The sequence below is a fragment of the Acidobacteriota bacterium genome (assembly GCA_016196065.1).
In the GTDB taxonomy this organism is placed as follows: domain Bacteria; phylum Acidobacteriota; class Terriglobia; order Terriglobales; family Acidobacteriaceae; genus Acidiflorens.
In genome coordinates this window covers 349,754-366,554 of the sequence record JACPYL010000008.1, presented here as the reverse complement: position 1 = coordinate 366,554, position 16,801 = coordinate 349,754, and the positions used below count along the sequence as shown (strand labels likewise).

Annotated in this window: 16 protein-coding genes; 14 read left to right on the top strand and 2 right to left on the bottom strand. The window is 57.9% G+C overall.

Annotated features, from left to right (window positions below; genetic code table 11):
* Nucleotide 1 precedes the first annotated feature (1 nt).
* From HY010_02645 to HY010_02615, 7 genes are all read left to right on the top strand, one after another.
* Nucleotides 2-1,420: an aminotransferase class V-fold PLP-dependent enzyme gene (locus HY010_02645; protein MBI3474604.1), complete on the top strand. Its 1,419-nt coding sequence runs from the start codon at nucleotides 2-4 to the stop codon at nucleotides 1,418-1,420.
* Between the two features lie 132 nt (nucleotides 1,421-1,552).
* The gene (locus HY010_02640) at nucleotides 1,553-2,395 is read left to right on the top strand and encodes a TPM domain-containing protein (GenBank protein ID MBI3474603.1); all 843 of its coding nucleotides are present in this window, start codon (nucleotides 1,553-1,555) and stop codon (nucleotides 2,393-2,395) included.
* Nucleotides 2,396-2,422: 27 nt separating this feature from the next.
* Nucleotides 2,423-3,145, top strand: coding sequence for a hypothetical protein (locus HY010_02635; protein MBI3474602.1), 723 nt, complete (start codon nucleotides 2,423-2,425; stop codon nucleotides 3,143-3,145).
* Nucleotides 3,146-3,272: 127 nt separating this feature from the next.
* A complete protein-coding gene (locus HY010_02630) occupies nucleotides 3,273-3,884 on the top strand; it encodes a LemA family protein (protein ID MBI3474601.1) in 612 nt (203 codons plus the stop codon).
* Nucleotides 3,885-4,072: 188 nt separating this feature from the next.
* Nucleotides 4,073-7,303: a TonB-dependent receptor gene (locus tag HY010_02625; protein ID MBI3474600.1), complete on the top strand. Its 3,231-nt coding sequence runs from the start codon at nucleotides 4,073-4,075 to the stop codon at nucleotides 7,301-7,303.
* Between the two features lie 101 nt (nucleotides 7,304-7,404).
* The gene (locus HY010_02620) at nucleotides 7,405-7,602 is read left to right on the top strand and encodes a 30S ribosomal protein S21 (protein MBI3474599.1); all 198 of its coding nucleotides are present in this window, start codon (nucleotides 7,405-7,407) and stop codon (nucleotides 7,600-7,602) included.
* A 242-nt stretch (nucleotides 7,603-7,844) separates the two neighbouring features.
* Complete coding sequence (locus HY010_02615; protein ID MBI3474598.1) at nucleotides 7,845-8,150, top strand: zinc-ribbon domain containing protein; 306 nt, start codon at nucleotides 7,845-7,847, stop codon at nucleotides 8,148-8,150.
* A gap of 37 nt (nucleotides 8,151-8,187) precedes the next feature.
* Here HY010_02615 and HY010_02610 read toward each other — a convergent pair whose 3' ends face one another.
* Nucleotides 8,188-8,619, bottom strand: a complete 432-nt coding sequence (locus tag HY010_02610) for a response regulator (GenBank protein MBI3474597.1) — start codon at nucleotides 8,617-8,619, stop codon at nucleotides 8,188-8,190.
* A gap of 72 nt (nucleotides 8,620-8,691) precedes the next feature.
* Here HY010_02610 and HY010_02605 point away from each other — a divergent pair, with 72 nt between their 5' ends.
* Nucleotides 8,692-10,143 (top strand): MiaB/RimO family radical SAM methylthiotransferase, encoded by a 1,452-nt coding sequence (locus HY010_02605; protein ID MBI3474596.1) that lies wholly within the window; start codon nucleotides 8,692-8,694, stop codon nucleotides 10,141-10,143.
* A gap of 62 nt (nucleotides 10,144-10,205) precedes the next feature.
* Nucleotides 10,206-11,825, top strand: coding sequence for a VWA domain-containing protein (locus HY010_02600; protein ID MBI3474595.1), 1,620 nt, complete (start codon nucleotides 10,206-10,208; stop codon nucleotides 11,823-11,825).
* 19 nt (nucleotides 11,826-11,844) lie between these two features.
* On the opposite strand, the gene HY010_02595 is transcribed toward HY010_02600, so the two are convergent.
* Nucleotides 11,845-12,531, bottom strand: a complete 687-nt coding sequence (locus HY010_02595) for a Crp/Fnr family transcriptional regulator (GenBank protein ID MBI3474594.1) — start codon at nucleotides 12,529-12,531, stop codon at nucleotides 11,845-11,847.
* Between the two features lie 153 nt (nucleotides 12,532-12,684).
* Here HY010_02595 and HY010_02590 point away from each other — a divergent pair, with 153 nt between their 5' ends.
* The 5 genes from HY010_02590 (at nucleotide 12,685) to rodA (ending at nucleotide 16,769) form a co-directional block, all read left to right on the top strand.
* The gene (locus HY010_02590; GenBank protein MBI3474593.1) at nucleotides 12,685-13,608 is read left to right on the top strand and encodes an alpha/beta hydrolase; all 924 of its coding nucleotides are present in this window, start codon (nucleotides 12,685-12,687) and stop codon (nucleotides 13,606-13,608) included.
* Nucleotides 13,609-13,651: 43 nt separating this feature from the next.
* Nucleotides 13,652-14,320, top strand: a complete 669-nt coding sequence (locus HY010_02585; GenBank protein ID MBI3474592.1) for an MOSC N-terminal beta barrel domain-containing protein — start codon at nucleotides 13,652-13,654, stop codon at nucleotides 14,318-14,320.
* The gene (locus HY010_02580; GenBank protein MBI3474591.1) at nucleotides 14,292-14,903 is read left to right on the top strand and encodes a hypothetical protein; all 612 of its coding nucleotides are present in this window, start codon (nucleotides 14,292-14,294) and stop codon (nucleotides 14,901-14,903) included. The genes HY010_02585 and HY010_02580 overlap by 29 nt, the downstream gene beginning before the upstream one ends.
* 63 nt (nucleotides 14,904-14,966) lie before the next feature.
* Nucleotides 14,967-15,647 (top strand): hypothetical protein, encoded by a 681-nt coding sequence (locus tag HY010_02575; GenBank protein MBI3474590.1) that lies wholly within the window; start codon nucleotides 14,967-14,969, stop codon nucleotides 15,645-15,647.
* 21 nt (nucleotides 15,648-15,668) lie between these two features.
* On the top strand, nucleotides 15,669-16,769 hold the full coding sequence (gene rodA, locus HY010_02570) for a rod shape-determining protein RodA (protein ID MBI3474589.1): 1,101 nt from the start codon (nucleotides 15,669-15,671) through the stop codon (nucleotides 16,767-16,769).
* Nucleotides 16,770-16,801 lie beyond the last annotated feature (32 nt).

The following is a 16,801-nucleotide window of genomic DNA, read 5'->3' as shown; positions in this document are numbered from 1 at the left end:
CATGGACCCTCTTGATCTTTCTGCAGAAGAATTTCGGCGGTTAGCAGCGACCATCACCGACCTGTCCGCGGACTTCCTTTCAACCCTCGACGCAAAGCCTGTTTTCCCTTTGACCAGTGGCGCTGAAGTCGAGCGACTTTTTTCCACCGATCTGCCGCAGAAGGGGATGGGCGCCGACGCACTGGCTGCCCTGCAGTCTGTGGTTGCTCATTCGCGCGCGCAAAACGGGCGCTTCTTTGGATATGTACAAGGACCGGGAGAGCCCGTTGCAGCCCTGGGCGATCTGCTGGCCTCGATCCTGAATCAGAACATGACGGCGTGGCGCTCCTCGCCGTCGGGCGTCACGATTGAACGCACGGTGGTGAAGTGGCTGGCAGAGGCTGTGGGCTGTCCCGGCTTCGTCGGAACCCTGACCGGCGGCGGTTCCGCGGCCAACCTGATGGGGCTGACCATGGCGCGCGAGGCTGCCGTCTTTGCCAACGAACGCGGCTTGCGCGATACGCCGCAGAGTGTGATCTACGCATCCGAACAAGTCCACATGGCCGTTCCGAAAGCTGTGGCTATGATCGGGCTCGGGCGCAAGAATCTGCGCATGATTCCATGCGATGCCTCGTATCGAATGATTCCGTCGCAACTCGATCAGGCTTTGCGGCAAGGCAAAGCCGAAGGCGTCACGCCGATTGCGGTGGTTGCTTCGGCGGGCACGGTAAATACAGGTGCAATCGATCCGCTCGAAGAAATTGCCGAGATCGCCCACGCCCACGGCGCGTGGCTTCATGTCGATGGAGCGTATGGCGCGCTGGCGGCAATTGCTATCCCGGAGAAATTCAAAGGCCTGGCGCAGGCCGATTCGATATCGCTGGATCCGCACAAATGGCTCTATCAGCCTCTGGATTGCGGATGCCTGCTTTATCGCGATCTCGCGATGGCTCGCCAGACCTTCGCGTACACCGGGGACTACGCAAAACAGCTCAGCACCGATCCGGTGGAAGGCTTTGCATTTTTCGAAGAGTCGATCGAACTCTCGCGTCGATGCCGCGCTTTGAAGCTGTGGCTCTCGTTGCGATATCACGGGCTGGAGGCCTTTCGCAAAGCGATCCAGCAGGATATTCATCATGCGCAGCGGCTTGCTGAAAACGTGCGAGAGTCGCCGGACCTCGAAATCGTCGCGGTCGGAGAGTTGAGTGCAGTGTGTTTTCGTCATCTGGTTCGCCCGACCGCTTCCGACGCCGAGCGCGATCGCTTCAACTTGTCATTGATGAAACGAATCGTGCGGCGCGGTAAGGTGTACCTGTCGAATGCCACGTTGGAAGGGAAGTTCTGTCTGCGAGCATGCATCGTGAATCATCTGACGAAAGATTCGGATATCGATGCAGTCGTCCCAGAAGTGCTGGCGGCGGCGCGGGAAGTGTCACACTAGCTGGAGTAGGACTGCAATCATCGATACTGTCATCCCGAGCGGAGCGAGGGATCGGCAGTGTTGAATCGGCACGGATGCGCCCCTGCGACGTCCCCGAACCAGTCGGTTCGATTCCTGTAGAATTTATCCTTGATGCGGCTGCAACGATTCTCGTGCGTTGTGCTCTTCGTGCTAGCGACCGTACTGTCGATCGCAGCTGAGCCCGTCTCCGATCTTCGTCCCACCAACTACGTCAATGATTTCGCTGGTGTGCTCGATGCCTCGACCCAGGCGACCCTCAACAACGTCGCTAAGCAGATCGACGAGAAGGCGAAGGCGCAGATCGCCGTTGTGACCGTGAAGTCTACCGATGGCGAGGACATCACCGCGTACGCGGTCGCGCTCTATCAGAAGTGGGGAATTGGGAAGAAGGGGAGCGATCGCGGCGTCCTGATCCTGCTCGCCGTACAAGACCACAAATACTGGACCACAGTCGGCTACGGACTGGAGCCAATTCTTCCTGACGGAAAAGTGGGCGGGTTCGGACGCGAAGCCGTGCCTCTTCTTCGCAGTAGTGACTACGCTGGCGCGGTGTCGCTGATGACACTGCGCGTGGCGAACGTCATCGCCCAGGATGCCGGTATCACGCTCGAAGGCGCGGAAGTTCCTGAGCAGCGGGAACCTCTTTCCTCGCCAAGCGGGCCCATGGGGATTGTCGCCATGGTCGCTTTGATCGTGGTCGTCCTGCTGATCCTGCGCGCATTCTCCAAGCGTGGCGGCGGTGGCCGCGGGGGCGGTGCTGGTTCCGGTTTTATGTCGGGCCTGCTCTGGAGCATTTTGTTCAATAGCTTGAACAGCCGCGGCGGAGGTTCGGGCGGAAGCAGTTGGGGCGGGGGCAGCAGCTGGGGCGGTGGCGGCTTTGGCGGTGGAGGCGGAGGTTTTGGCGGATTCGGGGGCGGCAGCACCGGTGGTGGCGGGGCGGGCGGCAGCTGGTAGAACCGTTCGACGTCCAGGAGAAATGAAATGATGCCGGAGAAAATCATCAATTTCGTGAGTCAGTTGCGCGACGCGGCGGGTACGAACCTCGTCTCGGTCATCCTGTATGGATCTGCTGCGGGGAGCGACTACGTGCCCGATTCTTCGGACACGAACCTGTTGTGCGTGCTGCACGAAACCTCGTTCGAGCATCTGCGGAAGATGGCGACTGCAATGGAATCCTGGACGAAAGAGAAGAATCGCACTCCGCTTCTGATGGGGATGGATGAACTGCGACGCTCGGCTGACGTTTTTTCCATTGAGCTACTCGACATGCAGACCAGCTACCGCGTTCTGTGGGGAGAGGACGTCTTACGTACGCTCGTGATTCCGACCCGCTTTCATCGTGTGCAACTCGAGTATGAACTGCGCGAGAAAGTGATCCTGCTGCGCCAAGGGCTGCTTTCGGCGGGGGGAAATGAAGCCAGAATGTGGGAGCTGCTTCTGCATTCTCTTCCCGCCTTCGCGACTCTATTTCGGCATGCTTTGCTGGAAATCGGGGAGCCGGCAACTTCATCGAAGAGGGAAGCAGTTCAGAATCTGGCGGCGAAAATCGGATTTGATTCCTCGGCATTCCTGCAGATACTCGACGTTCGCGAGCATAAGAGCGACCCGAAGGCAGTGAACGTCAATCACCTGTTTGCGCGGTATTTGAAGGAAATTGAGCACGTGACATCGGCAGTGGATAAAATGCTGGATTCCGCCGCCTAGACGCGGGCCTGCAGTGGCAGTTGGCCAATTGAGGACTCCTAATGAACTGTCATCCCGAGCGAAGCGAGGGATCTGCAGTTGGCCGCAGAATGCAAGTTAGAGAATTTGTAAGTTCAGGAGAGAAATTATGAGCAAAGGCATCATCGTACTCATCGTGCTGGCGCTGGTCGTCGGCTTTTTCTTCATGCAATACGTGGGCGTGCGCAACACGCTCGTCACCAAGGACCAAGCAGTGAAAGCTGCCTGGTCGCAGGTCGACATCGTGTTGCAACGGCGTGCTGACCTGATTCCGAATCTGGTTGAGACCGTGAAAGGCTATGCCCAGCAGGAGGTCACTGTATTCGGCGACATTGCGAAAGCGCGCGCAGGCTTACTCTCCGCTGGATCACCCAGCGAGAAAATTGCCGCTAACCAGCAACTGGACGGCGCGATCGGGCGACTGCTGCTGGTCGTGGAGAACTATCCGCAGTTGAAGTCGAACGAGAACTTCCTACGTTTGCAGGATGAACTAGCGGGGACCGAAAACCGCATTGCCGTCGAACGGAAGCGCTACAACGATTCGATCCAGGACTACAATACCTACCTGCTGAAATTCCCCAACAACCTGTTTGCCGGCTATGCCGGATACAAAGAGAACACCGCCTACTTCCAGGCCTCGGAAGCATCGCGCCAGACTCCTAAAGTGGATTTCGGCAAACCCGCTCCGCAGGCTGTGCCAGCGCCAGCGCCGGCCAAGTAGCTTAGTCTCCAGTGGTGGGGGCGTCTCGCCCTCACCGCATTCTTCTTCGAGACGCCGTGACGGAATTGCCGAAACCGAACATTGGCAGTGTTCAAAGATCACATCTTCGCCGCGAACGCCGTGCTACAACCTGAAAGGTCTCCCCAAATTTCCTCCCGTTCCGAGGTTCCGGACGTTGGAGGAATTCCATGGTTGGCGACTGCCGGCAGGCTCCTGATCGATCGATCTTTTCCTGTTTACTCACCCTGATCCTCTTCGGTAGCTCCCTGCTCGCACAGGACGCTTCCACTGGGGCATTGCGTGGAACCGTGCTGGACGCGCAAGGCGCAGCCGTCACTGCAGCGGACATCGTTGCCATCCGCGTGGATACCGGCATCCGCTACCACGGCGCAACGGACGCCGAAGGCCGCTTCAAACTCGATCTGCTTCCACCCGGGGAATACTCGGCTCGCGCCGAAGCCGAGGGGATGCTTCCCCAAAACTCGCCCATCATCCGAGTTGAGATCGGGGCGGCGACCTCTCTATCGTTCCAACTGGCGGTGGCTGGCGCCAAGGAATCACTGACCGTGTCCGACGCGCCTCCACTGGTGGAGACACAGCCGAGCGCGGTTTCCGCTCTGGTCGACGAACGCGCAATCGGGGATTTGCCGTTGCCGGGGCGACGTTATACCGATCTTTCTTTGCTGGCACCGGGAGTCACCACCGACCCACGCGGCCTGACTTCCAGTTCGAATGGCGATCTTGCCTTCGGAGGGATTCGCGGCTATCAATCCAGCTATCTGCTCGACGGCGCCGACAACAACAATGGTTTCTTCGCGCAGGCTCGGGGACGATATCGCGCACCGTATCAATTCTCGAACGAAGTGGTGAAGGAATTTCGCGTCAGTTCCAACACGTACGGCGCAGAATTGGGACGCGCGGGCGGAGCGGTGGTCAATGTCGTGACGAAGTCCGGTTCCAACCACTGGCATGGCACCGGGTTCTATCTCTTGCGAGATAACGCGTTCGGAGCTGCTCCGGCGTTTGTGGGATTCAATCCAAGCGGGCGACAGCACCAGTTTGGCGGGACATTCGGCGGTCCGATCAAGCGCAACAAAGTTTTCTTCTTTGCAGGATACGATCAGCACATCTTCAACAATCCAGCAGTGGTGCAATTTGCCGACGGCAACACCGCGGTAATTCCGAAAAAAGGCGAAGAACCGCTCCACGATGGCGATTACGAGGACTGTGATCCGCAGATTGGCGGGCAGGCCTGTGACCATGTTCTGGTGTTTGCTGCAGCCGCCAGGCTATCCAGCCTGGGCGGGATTTTTCCCGCACAGATGCTCGGCAACAGCGGCTTCATCAAGCTGGATTATTCGCTGAGCCCGAAGCACTTTCTCACGGCGCGCGTGAATACGTCGCGGTATTACGGATCGAACAACGTGTTCTTCGATCCCGCCAGCCCGATCACTAACTTCGCGATGAGTTCGAACGGGGAAGAAGACGTTAAGACGGAGAGCGCATCGCTGGCGCTGCTCAGCGGACTCGGACCACGACTCACCAGCCACCTGCGCGCACAGTTCTCACGCGATCTGCAGGAATCGTTCTCTAACTCGCAGGATGTGCGCACGCGCATCTATAACGTGATCGAGGCTTTCGGCCAGTCTTCGATCCTGCCCCGCCAAACGCGAGAGCATCGGCTGCATCTCGCGGAGACTCTTAGCCTGACGGGCGGGCGGCACGACTGGAAATTCGGCGGCGACGTGATGTTCACGCGCGACTACAACTATTTTCCTTCTCTCTATGGCGGGGAATATCTCTATGACGATGTCAGCGTGGATCCGTTCACCTTTGTGCCCGAACACGGAGGCCTGCGAATCACACCTCTTCGAGCCTGGGCGCATGGCGTGCCACGCTACTACCTGCAGAACTTCGGGAATCCTGTGTCGCATCCCGACAGCAACGACTACTCCGCATTCCTGCAGGACACGATTCGCCTGACCGGGCGGTTAGCGGTGAGCCTGGGCGTGCGTTATGACCTGCAAACCTTCAGCAGCAAAGATCTCGTCGCGAACCCACTGTGGGCAGGTTCCGGCAAAATGCCTTCCGACAAGAACAATTTCTCGCCCCGCGTCGGGTTTGCCTATTCCATCGGCAGTCAGAAGCCCCTGGTGGTGCGCGGCGGTTTTGGAATCTTCTACACACGCTTGCCTCAACTCTACGAATCCGCCGTCATCAATAACGACGGAATGACCGGAACTTTTCTGTTTCTCGACAACGCCGACACCACGCAGCATCAAATCTTTCCCACGTATCCGAATGCGATGGTGACGTGCAATCGTGGACCGGTGGCCTGCACACCGCCGGATTCGCTGAAGCCATTCCTGACCAGCGATCTTTCCACGTTTGCGCCGGACTTCATCACTCCTAAAGTGCAGCAGGGAAGTCTGAGCATCGAACGCGAGTTCGCGGACCGGTTTGCGGTCGGCGTTTCGTACTTGTACGTCCATGGAGAAAATCTGATTCGCGCGCGCGATGTGAATTTGCCGCCACCAACCGAATACAGCTATCCCATTTATGACTCGACCGGCGGCACATTTACCGACTCTTTCTACCCGGTGGAGTCATTCGGTACCTGGCAGACGCAACAGAGTTTCAGTTGTCCGTTTCCGCCTTGCATCAATGATGTTGTGCGGCCCATCACGCAGTTGAGCGCAATCAATCAATTCGAGAGCGTCGCGACCAGCATTTACCACGGCATGACCGTGTCATTGCGTCGCCGGATGACGAAGGGTTTCTATTTCCGCCTGGCTTACACCTGGGCGCATGCGATTGACGATGGCCAGGATGCGCTCGTCGCCGGCCGTCCCGTGACCGTGCAGAATTCTTTCTCGACCAGCAACGAGCGCGGTCCAAGTGTTACGGACCAACGGAACCGCCTGTCGGTGTCGTGGATCGCGGAGCCTCGCCCATTCGGACGAGGACAGGAGGTCCTGTCCAAAATCTTCAATGACTGGAAAATTGCCGGAGTGCTGAGTTTTGGTAGCGGCCGGCCCACCGATGCGCGCGTTACCGGAGATCCCAATCGCGACGCCAATTCCAGCAATGACCGCCTTGCACGCTATGGGCGAAATTCATTTCTCGGCCCCGATTACGCCACCACGGATCTTCGTCTCACACGCATCGTTCACATCACGGAGCCGGTGCGGCTCGAATTCTCCGCGGAGTCGTTTAATCTCTTCAACCGTGACAATCAACGATACAACTTGAGCGAAGACGGCTTTGTGAACTCCGCGGGGCAGTTTGTTTCATTGGGCCGGGCGCCGAACGGCGGTCTCACCTATCCTGCCTACTATCAGCAGCCTACGAATTTCCTGAAGGCCAACAGTGCGTATGCGCCGCGGATGGTACAGATGGGATTGAAATTGCTGTTTTGAATGTAGGCAAAAGTTTTGTACATTCCGCTTGACTCCGGTACCATAGGCTTGCCATAACTGGTTTGGTCCTTATTCAGGACGGGTAGGGGGGTGTAGTCCGTTTGGCTGAAGTCAGATTACAGGAGGGCGAGTCCCTCGAGAACGCGCTTCGCCGATTCAAGCGAAAGGTACAGCAAGAGGACATCATCAAGGAAGTAAAACGTCACTCTTTTTACCTGAAGCCCGGCGAAAAAAAACGCGTAAAGGAAGCACTCGCACGAAAGCGCAGCCGTAAGAAAGCGCGCAAAGAAGCAGATTGAGTATCCGGGCCGTCGCGTCTAGCGTGACGGCCCATTCCCCGATCCTCAATTTTTCATTCCGCAGTCCAGGCATTCTATTTGTAACCATGCGAAGCACTTCGCATGGCGGGCCGAGTCCGGGGTTTCAAGCAGCAGATTGAGGGGGAGGACCAAAAATCCCCTGCCACGCGTCGTGAACCGAATACATTCCCCTTCGGCTCTGGCGTCCAATGGCAGGGAAGGGGAATGGAGTGCCTCTTCGCATGGAATTCCAGGACAAGATGTTGAAGTGCGTCGATTGTAGTGCGGACTTCGTGTTCACGGCAGGCGAACAGCTGTTCTTCTACGACAAGCAGTTCAAGAACGAACCCAAGCGCTGCAAAAACTGTAAGGGGAAACGGGTCGCGGTATTGGGCGCCGTCCATGGCCAGCCCTACATGAAGACCGAGACTCGTACCAGTTGCTCCCAATGCGGTAAGGAGACGACGGTTCCGTTTCGTCCGACCCAAGGGCGGCCCGTACTTTGCCGGGAATGCTTTCAGCAAAAACGGCAAGTCGCCAGCGCCTGATCCACCCGAAGAATCAAGCCATTCGGCGGGACGGTCCTCAGCCGGCCTTTCGAGGGGATACCTGTGTCTTTTCGGACGCACCGCTCAGGCGGGCGTTTCGAGCGTCAGCGTGGCGGAGAAGGAGCGCCTCCACCTGGCCCAGAAGCTCTTTTATCCCGAGCGGCTTGATCAGCAATGAGCCTGAAAGCTCCGCTTCCCAACCGTCTCCGGAAGGTGGGTAGGCAGTGAGCAGAGCTGTAGCAGGATCGTACTTCTGCTGTCGGGCTGCCGCGATCACTCTCAGTCCCGCATCCTCCGTGTCCATCCGCAGGTCACTGATGACCATGTGATAGGAGGCGGACTCCAGTCGAGCGAACGCTTCTTTCGCGCTGGTTGCGGTTTCTACTTCAAATCCGTGGAATTCCAGAACCGCCTTCAGGGTCAGAAGGACGGCGAGGTCGTCATCGACGAGAAGGATGCGCCGTTTCATGAGCACCTCACGGAGATGCGCGAATGTGCGCCAGACGAGAGCGCCCGGCCCACACTCAGTTAGTATAGGAGCGTGGCCAGCTTCTACATAGAGAATTTTGGCTGCCGCGCCACCCAGGCCGACGGCGCCGCGCTCGAGAACCAGTTCCTGGAGCGTGGGCTGGAACGCGCTCCCACAGCGCGCGATGCCGATGTAGTCGTCCTCAACACTTGCACTGTCACCGAGGGCGCGGACAAGGACGCACGGGCCTCGATCCGTCGCGTGCGCAGGGAAAATCCCGGGTGCCGCATTCTCGTCACTGGTTGTTACGCGCAACGGGCGCCGGAGGAACTGGCCGCGATCCCCGGCGTGAGTTGGGTCGTCGGCAATTCCCACAAGCATCTGGCAGCCGACATCGCGACGGCGCGGAGCTCATCGAATGGCGGATTTGTTTCCCTTACCCAGCTCAGAGGCGAATCCCAGATCGGCGCGGACGTCATCGTTGGCGATATTTTTGCCCATACGGAATTGCTGGCGGCCCCGGTCTTTGACGCCGCCAACGAGCGCACCAGGCCCAACCTCAAGGTCCAGGATGGATGTGACAACCGTTGTTCGTTTTGCGTGATCCCGTCCGTTCGCGGGCAAAGCAGGTCGCTGCCGCTCGATCGCGTTCTCGCGGAAGTGCGGTCCCTGGTCAATGCGGGTTATCGCGAAGTCGTAATTTCCGGAATCAATCTGGGACGGTGGGGAAGGGACTTCGTCGCTGGTCGCTCGTCCTTCGTCGTTGGCAACTCCGATCCCAGGACTCTCCTGACTTCTCATGACTGTTCAAGTCAGGCCAACCCCGAACGACCAACGACTATCGACCAACGACTGCCTGATCTTATTCGCGCGATTCTGGAGACGACCTCGCTGGAGAAACTCCGCATCAGTTCTGTCGAGCCGATGGACTGGAGCGACGAATTGATCGATTTGATGGCGAACTCTTCACGCATCGCCAAGCATGCGCATGTGCCGTTACAGTCGGCGAGTGATGCGGTCCTTCGTCGCATGCACCGCAAGTACAGGCCGTGGCACTATCGCGAGAAGATTCTGAAGATTCGGGCAGCCATGCCCAATGCCGCTATCGGAGCCGACGTTATGGTGGGATTTCCGGGTGAGACGGAACCCGAATTCACCGAGACACAGCGGATGATTGAAGAACTGCCGTTCACCTACCTGCACGTGTTTACGTATTCTCCGCGTCCCGGAACGCCAGCCGCCGGACACGCGAATCAGGTGCCCGTCGCAACCGCGCGCGAGCGTAACCTCACGCTGCGACAGATCGCCGCGGCAAAGAAGGCCGCGTTCATGGAAGCGCAGGTTGGAGCTATGGTGGACGCAATCACGCTCGCATCTGGCGACAACAACTTCACAGACGCCCTCACCGACAACTATCTGAAGATGAAAGTGCCAGGTCGGTGGCAGCCGAATCAGTGGATCCGGGCGCGTGTCGAGCGCGTCGACGCAGAAGCGTTCGATGGGTTGGTCACGCGGGTTGCCTAGTAGCGAACGTATAATATTGCACCTTCCCCCGGTGTGGTTGCTCTTTTGATTCGGAGGCTCCTGTGAAATTGCTCACGGCTACTTTTCTTGCCCTGGTCCTCTTCTCGTTGCTCATCCCCGCGGGTTCCGCTGAGGAGAAGCCTTCCACCACTGCGCCGGACTCGGTCCCCACGTTCCGTGCGCAGACGCGAGTCGTGCTGGTGGATGTGATCGTCACCGACTCCAAGGGCCAATTCGTGCCGGGCCTGAAGGTCGAAGACTTCACCGTGCAGGAGAACCACAAAGCGCAGAAGATATCCGGTTTCAACGTCTATCGCTACGAGGCCCCGAAAGCGTTGCCACCGATGCAGTTGCCTCCAAATCAGTACACCAACTTCACCCAGCAGGCACCGGGTGGCGCGGTGACCATCCTGATGCTGGACACCTTGAACACCGAACGTCTGGAACAGGCGTATGCCCGTAAGGCAATGGCGCAGTTACTTCGCCGCCTACCGCCCGGCCAACGGGTCGGCTTGTTCATCCTGAGTGACAAACCGCACCTGGTGCAGGGCTTCACGAGTTCGTCAGACGCTCTGATCGCGGCGAGCAAGTCGTTGAGTCCTGAAGTGTCGGTGACTACGCCGGACAGGCTGTCCGGTCAACTCAGTGGCCCGTCCACGACAGCGCAGATGCCGGACATCACCACTGGAAGTGCACTCGGTCAGTCCTTCGACTCCGGCCTCGGAGCGTTCGCCGAAATAGCTGGTGACGTCCGCTTTAGGCTCACTCTTGCCACGTTGAACGCGATCGCGCGATCCGTCTCAGGATTCTCCGGCAGAAAAAACTTGCTCTGGCTGTCTGGTCATTTCCCCCTTCGCCTGGACGCAGAATATGTCACCAACAACAAGGCGGGTATCGGAGGGCACTACTCCCCGGAAGTACAGGAAACCGCCACCCTCCTGGCGGCGGCGCAAATTGCCGTTTACCCGGTCGACGTAAAAGGCCTGGGAGTGGCCCAGGACACCTTTGCGGAAGACGATCTCGCTCGCGAGACCGGCGGCAAGGCTTTCTATGGAAACAATGCCGTCGACGACGCCTTGCTGCACGGTCTGCAACAGGGATCCGATTACTACACGCTGGCGTATTCTCCTGAAAATCACAAATGGGATGGCCAGTATCGCAAGATCGACGTCAAACTCGCGCAGAAGGGATACAAGTTGACCTTCCGACGCGGATACTACGCCAACGAAGAAAAACCATTCACCGGAGATGAAGCGGCGCGGGCGCTGGCCACGGCGATCCAGCCGATGGTACCCGCGTCGACCATGCTGCTGGTGAAGGCGCAAGTACTGCTTCCCGACAGCGAGCACAAGACGGTACGAATTGACTACGCGGTCGATTCCCATGACATCAGTTTCGCGGACACAGCCGATCAGAAAAAGCATGCAGCGGTCGATTTCATGTCGGTTGCCTGGGATCGGGATTTCAAGAGTGCGGGCTTTTCGACGGACACGATGGAAGCCGATTTTTTGCCCGCCGTCTACAAACAGATCATGCAGACCGGTTTCCCCGCGCACCAGGAACTGACTCTGAAACCGGGCTCGTACACATTGCGACTGGGAGTGATCGACCGTGGGAGCCAGAAGATCGGTACGGTGGATGTGCCGATTACGATCAAGCCTTCAGAAGCCGCCAAGAACTAGCTCAGAGTACTTGCCTGCGTTACTCGCGCGCGGCCCGCTCCAGGCGCGGTCGATGCAGAATGTGAATCTGCTTCCGTTCGACGGAGATGATCCCAGCCTTCTTGAGTTCACCTAACGCGGCCGTCGCCGACTCCCGGTATACGCGCAGGTGCTCCGCGATTTCTTTGTGGGTCAGGTTGCGAACGAAGTCTCCCTCAGCCCTTTGGAGCAGCAGCTTCGCCAGACGTGGAATCAAGTGCTGAAACGAGGTCGCATCCAGATCGACCAACACGCTGACGAAGCGCTGGCTGACCAGGTCCAGAAGCCGCCGCGCCACAATGGGATATTCGTCGAGGAGAGCCTCTAGATTGTTCCGGGATATGACGCGCACCCGTGATGGCATGGTCGCGTGCGCGCAGCAGTGGTAAATGCAACTACCGACACACGCCATTTCTCCAAACACCGCAGGAGGCTTGAGATCAGCTATGATCAACTTCTTCGAACCGGAGGTTCGAAAGGTCTGAACGGATCCTTTCTCCAGTAGATACAAGACCTGTCCACTCTCACCCGTGCGGAAGAACACATGCCCCGCGCGAACTTCGCAAACCTCACTTTGTTTTTCGACTGCCTGCAAGCGGGACTCTGGCAGTCCCTCGAACAAGTCAATCGCGGAGAGCGAAGTAATTTCGGGACCACTTTTGGATTCGACGGCTCGTCTCGCGGTCACGCTCACATCCTGTTCACAGGCAAGATCGTTGCTCGCGCAATGTAAGGCAGATTACACCTTTTCGCGGGAACCTCCGCGGGTTGACCGAATCCAATCGCCAGAATCGAAAATTACTGCAAACCATCCACCGGTTCGCCGGGCTGACAAGAAGTTATGAAGGAGATCTCCATGGCAAACGCAAACAAGGTTACGTATCAAAGCTTACTCGTCGACGGCCTGAACATCGCGTACCGCGAAGCGGGCAATCCATCCAATCCCAAACTGGTGCTGCTGCACGGCTGGCCGGCATCGTCCCACCAGTACCGCAATCTCATTCCCGCGCTCGCTGACCGCTTTCACGTGGTCGCTCCCGACTACCCCGGGTTCGGCAACAGCGACATGCCCGACCCGGCTAGCTTCGATTACACCTTCGACAAACTCGCGGACGTGACCGAACATTTTCTGCAAGCCAAAGGCTTTGCTCACTACGGGATGTTGGTGCAGGACTACGGCGGCCCGGTCGGCTTCCGAATCATGACGCGCCAGCCGGACGCCTTGGACTGGCTCATCATCCAGAACACCAACGCTTACGAAGTCGGCTTCAGCGACGCCTGGGGTGGGCTGCGTCACTCTCTGTGGAAGAATCGCACGCCTGAAACCGAGCAAGGCGTCGAAGGATTGCTGGCACCGGACACGATCAAGGCGGTTTACCTGCACGGACACAAGAATCCTGAACTGATCAGCCCGGACAACTGGCAGATGGACGCCCACTTCATGGCGCGTCCGAATTCGCGGCGCGTCCAACTCGATCTGTTCTACGACTACCGAAAGAACGTTGAACTGTATCCGGCGTGGCAGAAGTTTCTGCGCGAGAAACAGCCGAAGACGCTGATCTTCTGGGGGCAGAACGATCTGTTCTTCACGCCCGAAGGCGGAGAAGCGTTTCTGAAAGACCTGCCGAACGCGGAGATGCACCGCCTGGACTCCGGCCATTTTGCGGTGGAGGATAGCCTCGAAGCGATCGCGGAAAACATGTTGCGATTCCACGCAGAGAAAGTGGACGGCGACTTGGCTACGAACAAGCGGAAAGTCGCGTAACCGGGCATCGGGGTGGATGGCTTATGTCCTCGAAAGGGCCTGCATGTACGTCGCTGAAATCTGGCGTTATCCCGTGAAGTCCATGGCCGGCGAGCGGATTGGGTCGGCCATGGTCGGTCCTCTCGGCATTGCCGGAGACCGCGTGGTGCATGTTGAAGACAGCCGCGGTCGGGTCATCACTTCTCGGACTCATCCCAAACTGTTGGGTCACCATGCCACCTTGGATTCCTCAGGCGAACCCGTGGTGGAAGGTTTGCCGTGGAGTGATGCGCACGTTTTGCAAGGTGTCGTCGATATCGTCGGACCGGGCGCAAGGCTGGTGCGCGACGATTCTACCGACCGATTTGACATCCTGCCCTTGCTGGTCGCGAGTGACGGGGCCATTGCCGCCTTTGGCCATGACAGCAGACGTCTGCGGCCGAACATTGTCATCGGCGGAGTTGAGGGCCTGGCTGAGCGAACGTGGCCTGGCCAAATTCTCCGCATTGGAGAGGTACGAATCGGAGTTGTCGATCTGCGCATGCGCTGCGTAATGACGACGTTCGATCCGGACACTCTGAAGGAGGACCATCGCGTTCTCCGAGAAATCGTCCGAAAATTCGATGGCAAGCTCGCGCTGAACTGTTACGTGGTTCGCGGGGGCGAGATTCGTGTGGGCGACGAAGTAGAGTTAATCAGGGAACATGAAGAAGCAATCGCTTACCAGTCGTAGTGCGAGCCTGGCCCGAGAGCGCCTGCGGAGGCGCTATCGTCCAGCGGACGTGCGGATATTGTTTGTCGGCGAGTCGCCTCCGGCTTCCGGAAGATTTTTCTATCGCGCCGACTCCGGACTGTATCGCGCCATTCGAGACGCGTTTGAGATTGCATTCCCCGGGATCAAGGAAACTGATTTTCTGGCATCGTTTCAGGCACTCGGTTGCTATCTGGTCGATCTTTGTGGGATTCCCGTTGATCGCATGGAACCCAGGCGGCGCAAGAGAACATGCCAGGATGGGGAACTGCGCCTCAGTAGAGTGATGGAGCGGCTTCGTCCGAAGTGCATTGTTACTGTTGTACGTTCGATCGAGGCAAATGTCCGACGCTCGCGGCGACGAGCGAATTGGGATGGAAATCATCTTGAGCTGCCGTACCCGGGACGCTGGCTTCGGCATCGAGTGGCTTTCACGCAAGCGCTCGTGCCAGTGCTGGCAAAAGAACTCAGCATCGTGAAGGATCGGCAGATGCGAAAACCGAACGGCAGGTTGCGGACTGAAGTAACTGGGAAAAAATATTCAGAAGTTCAACAACATGATTGACTGCAAACGAGTTGCGGAATAGGATTATCGGAAATCGTGAGCATTGCAGGAGTGAGTTTGACCATGTCACAGACAGCGCTGCGGTCTGCGTTAAGTATAGTGCTGGCGATGTTGCTTCCTGCGCATTTATTGGCGGTGGACTCAGCATCGGCAATGCTCTATTCCAACGGCACTGCCTGGGTCAACGGCAGCACGGTTCCCAAGTCGGCCGCATTGTTTGACGGCGACATGGTGCAGACCCGCCTGGATTCCACGGCTAACCTGAACGCCAGCGGTTCCAGCGTGATGGTGCTTGCAGACTCCCTTGTTAAGTTCCAGGGATCAGCCGTTGAAGTGGAACATGGTGCGGTCCGTGTCAGCACGGCGCAAGGTTTGGCGACGCATGCCGGCGAAGTCACCATCAAGCCTGCCGGCAATTCGTGGACTGAGTTCCAGGTTGCCGACGTCGATGGGCAGGTCCAGATCGTGGCTAGCAAAGGTGATCTGACGGTTCAGGATCAGTCGGGTACGACCACCATCCAACAGGGACAGCAGACTACTCGCGACGATACCTCCAATCCCGAGAAAAAGAAGAAGCGGAAACACCGCGGGCCGGGTGCGGCAACTGCAGCGGGCGGCGGAATCCTAAGTTCCAGCGCGGCTCTCTATACCGGCATCGCTATCGTAGGCGGCGTGACCACCTGGGTCCTTCTCCAGGGTGACGATCCGCTCAGTCCCGCATGTCCAACCCAGAATTGCCAATGAAGTCTCGGAGCGACTGAACTCATGTCGCGTTACGTCTCCTACCGGGATTTCGACTGGGTGCTGATGACCTTCGTGCTCATCATCTGCGCACTCGGCGTGCTTCAAATCCACAGCGCCACGGAACATACCAAGTTTGCGGGTGCGCACATCCGGCAAATCTATTGGGTGGTTGCCGGTGTGGGCGCGATGTTTTTGGTCAGCCTAATCAACTACCAGGCGCTGCTCGAAAGAATCCACTGGATTTACATTGCTGCGCTGGCGTCGCTGATTTCGGTCCTCCTCTTTGGGCAGAAATATCTGGGCGCGCGACGCTGGATCAAACTCCCCGGCAACGTGCATTTCCAGCCTTCCGAATGGGTAAAGCTGATCCTGATTCTGGCCGTCGCCAAGTACTTTTCCGATCTGCAACAACGGGAACTTGCCTGGTCAGATTTCATCAAGGCAGGGCTGATTGTTGGCTTTCCGATGCTGATGGTGCTCGCCCAGCCTGATCTCGGAACCGCGCTGACATTTATCCCCATTGCTGTCATGGCATTGTTTTTGGGCGGACTGAGGCTCGGACAGGCATTACCAGTGGTCTTGATCGGGGCTGTCCTAATCGGCGCTGTATTTTTCTCGGACCGGGTACACGTCCTGAAGCCTTACCAGAAAGAGCGTCTTACCAGTTTTCTGAATCCGGATGCGGACCGTCAAGGCTCCGGATACCAGGTGAACCAGTCCCTGATCGCGGTCGGATCGGGTGGGATCTGGGGTAGCAGCCAGGGATCGCAAACCCACCTGGCTTTCCTGCCGGTGCCGCAAACGGACTTCATTTTTGCGGCATTTGCGGAAGAACACGGGTTTGTAGGAGCTCTGGGGGTGCTGCTGTTATACTTCATAGTGCTGATGCGTTTGACCCAGAACGCTCAAACGGCGCCCGACCGCGCCGGAGCTTTCCTGGTTATGGGAGTGGTGGCTGTGCTTAGCTTTCACATCCTGGTCAACGTGGGCATGGTGGTTGGCTTTATGCCAGTCACCGGAATACCCCTGCCGCTCATGAGTTACGGCGGATCTTCTGTCTTGTTTATGTTTCTGGCGCTGGGGATGGTGATGAATGTCCGGATGCGCCGCTTCGTGAACTAAGACGGAAGGCAATATCTGGCGCCCTTGAGAAC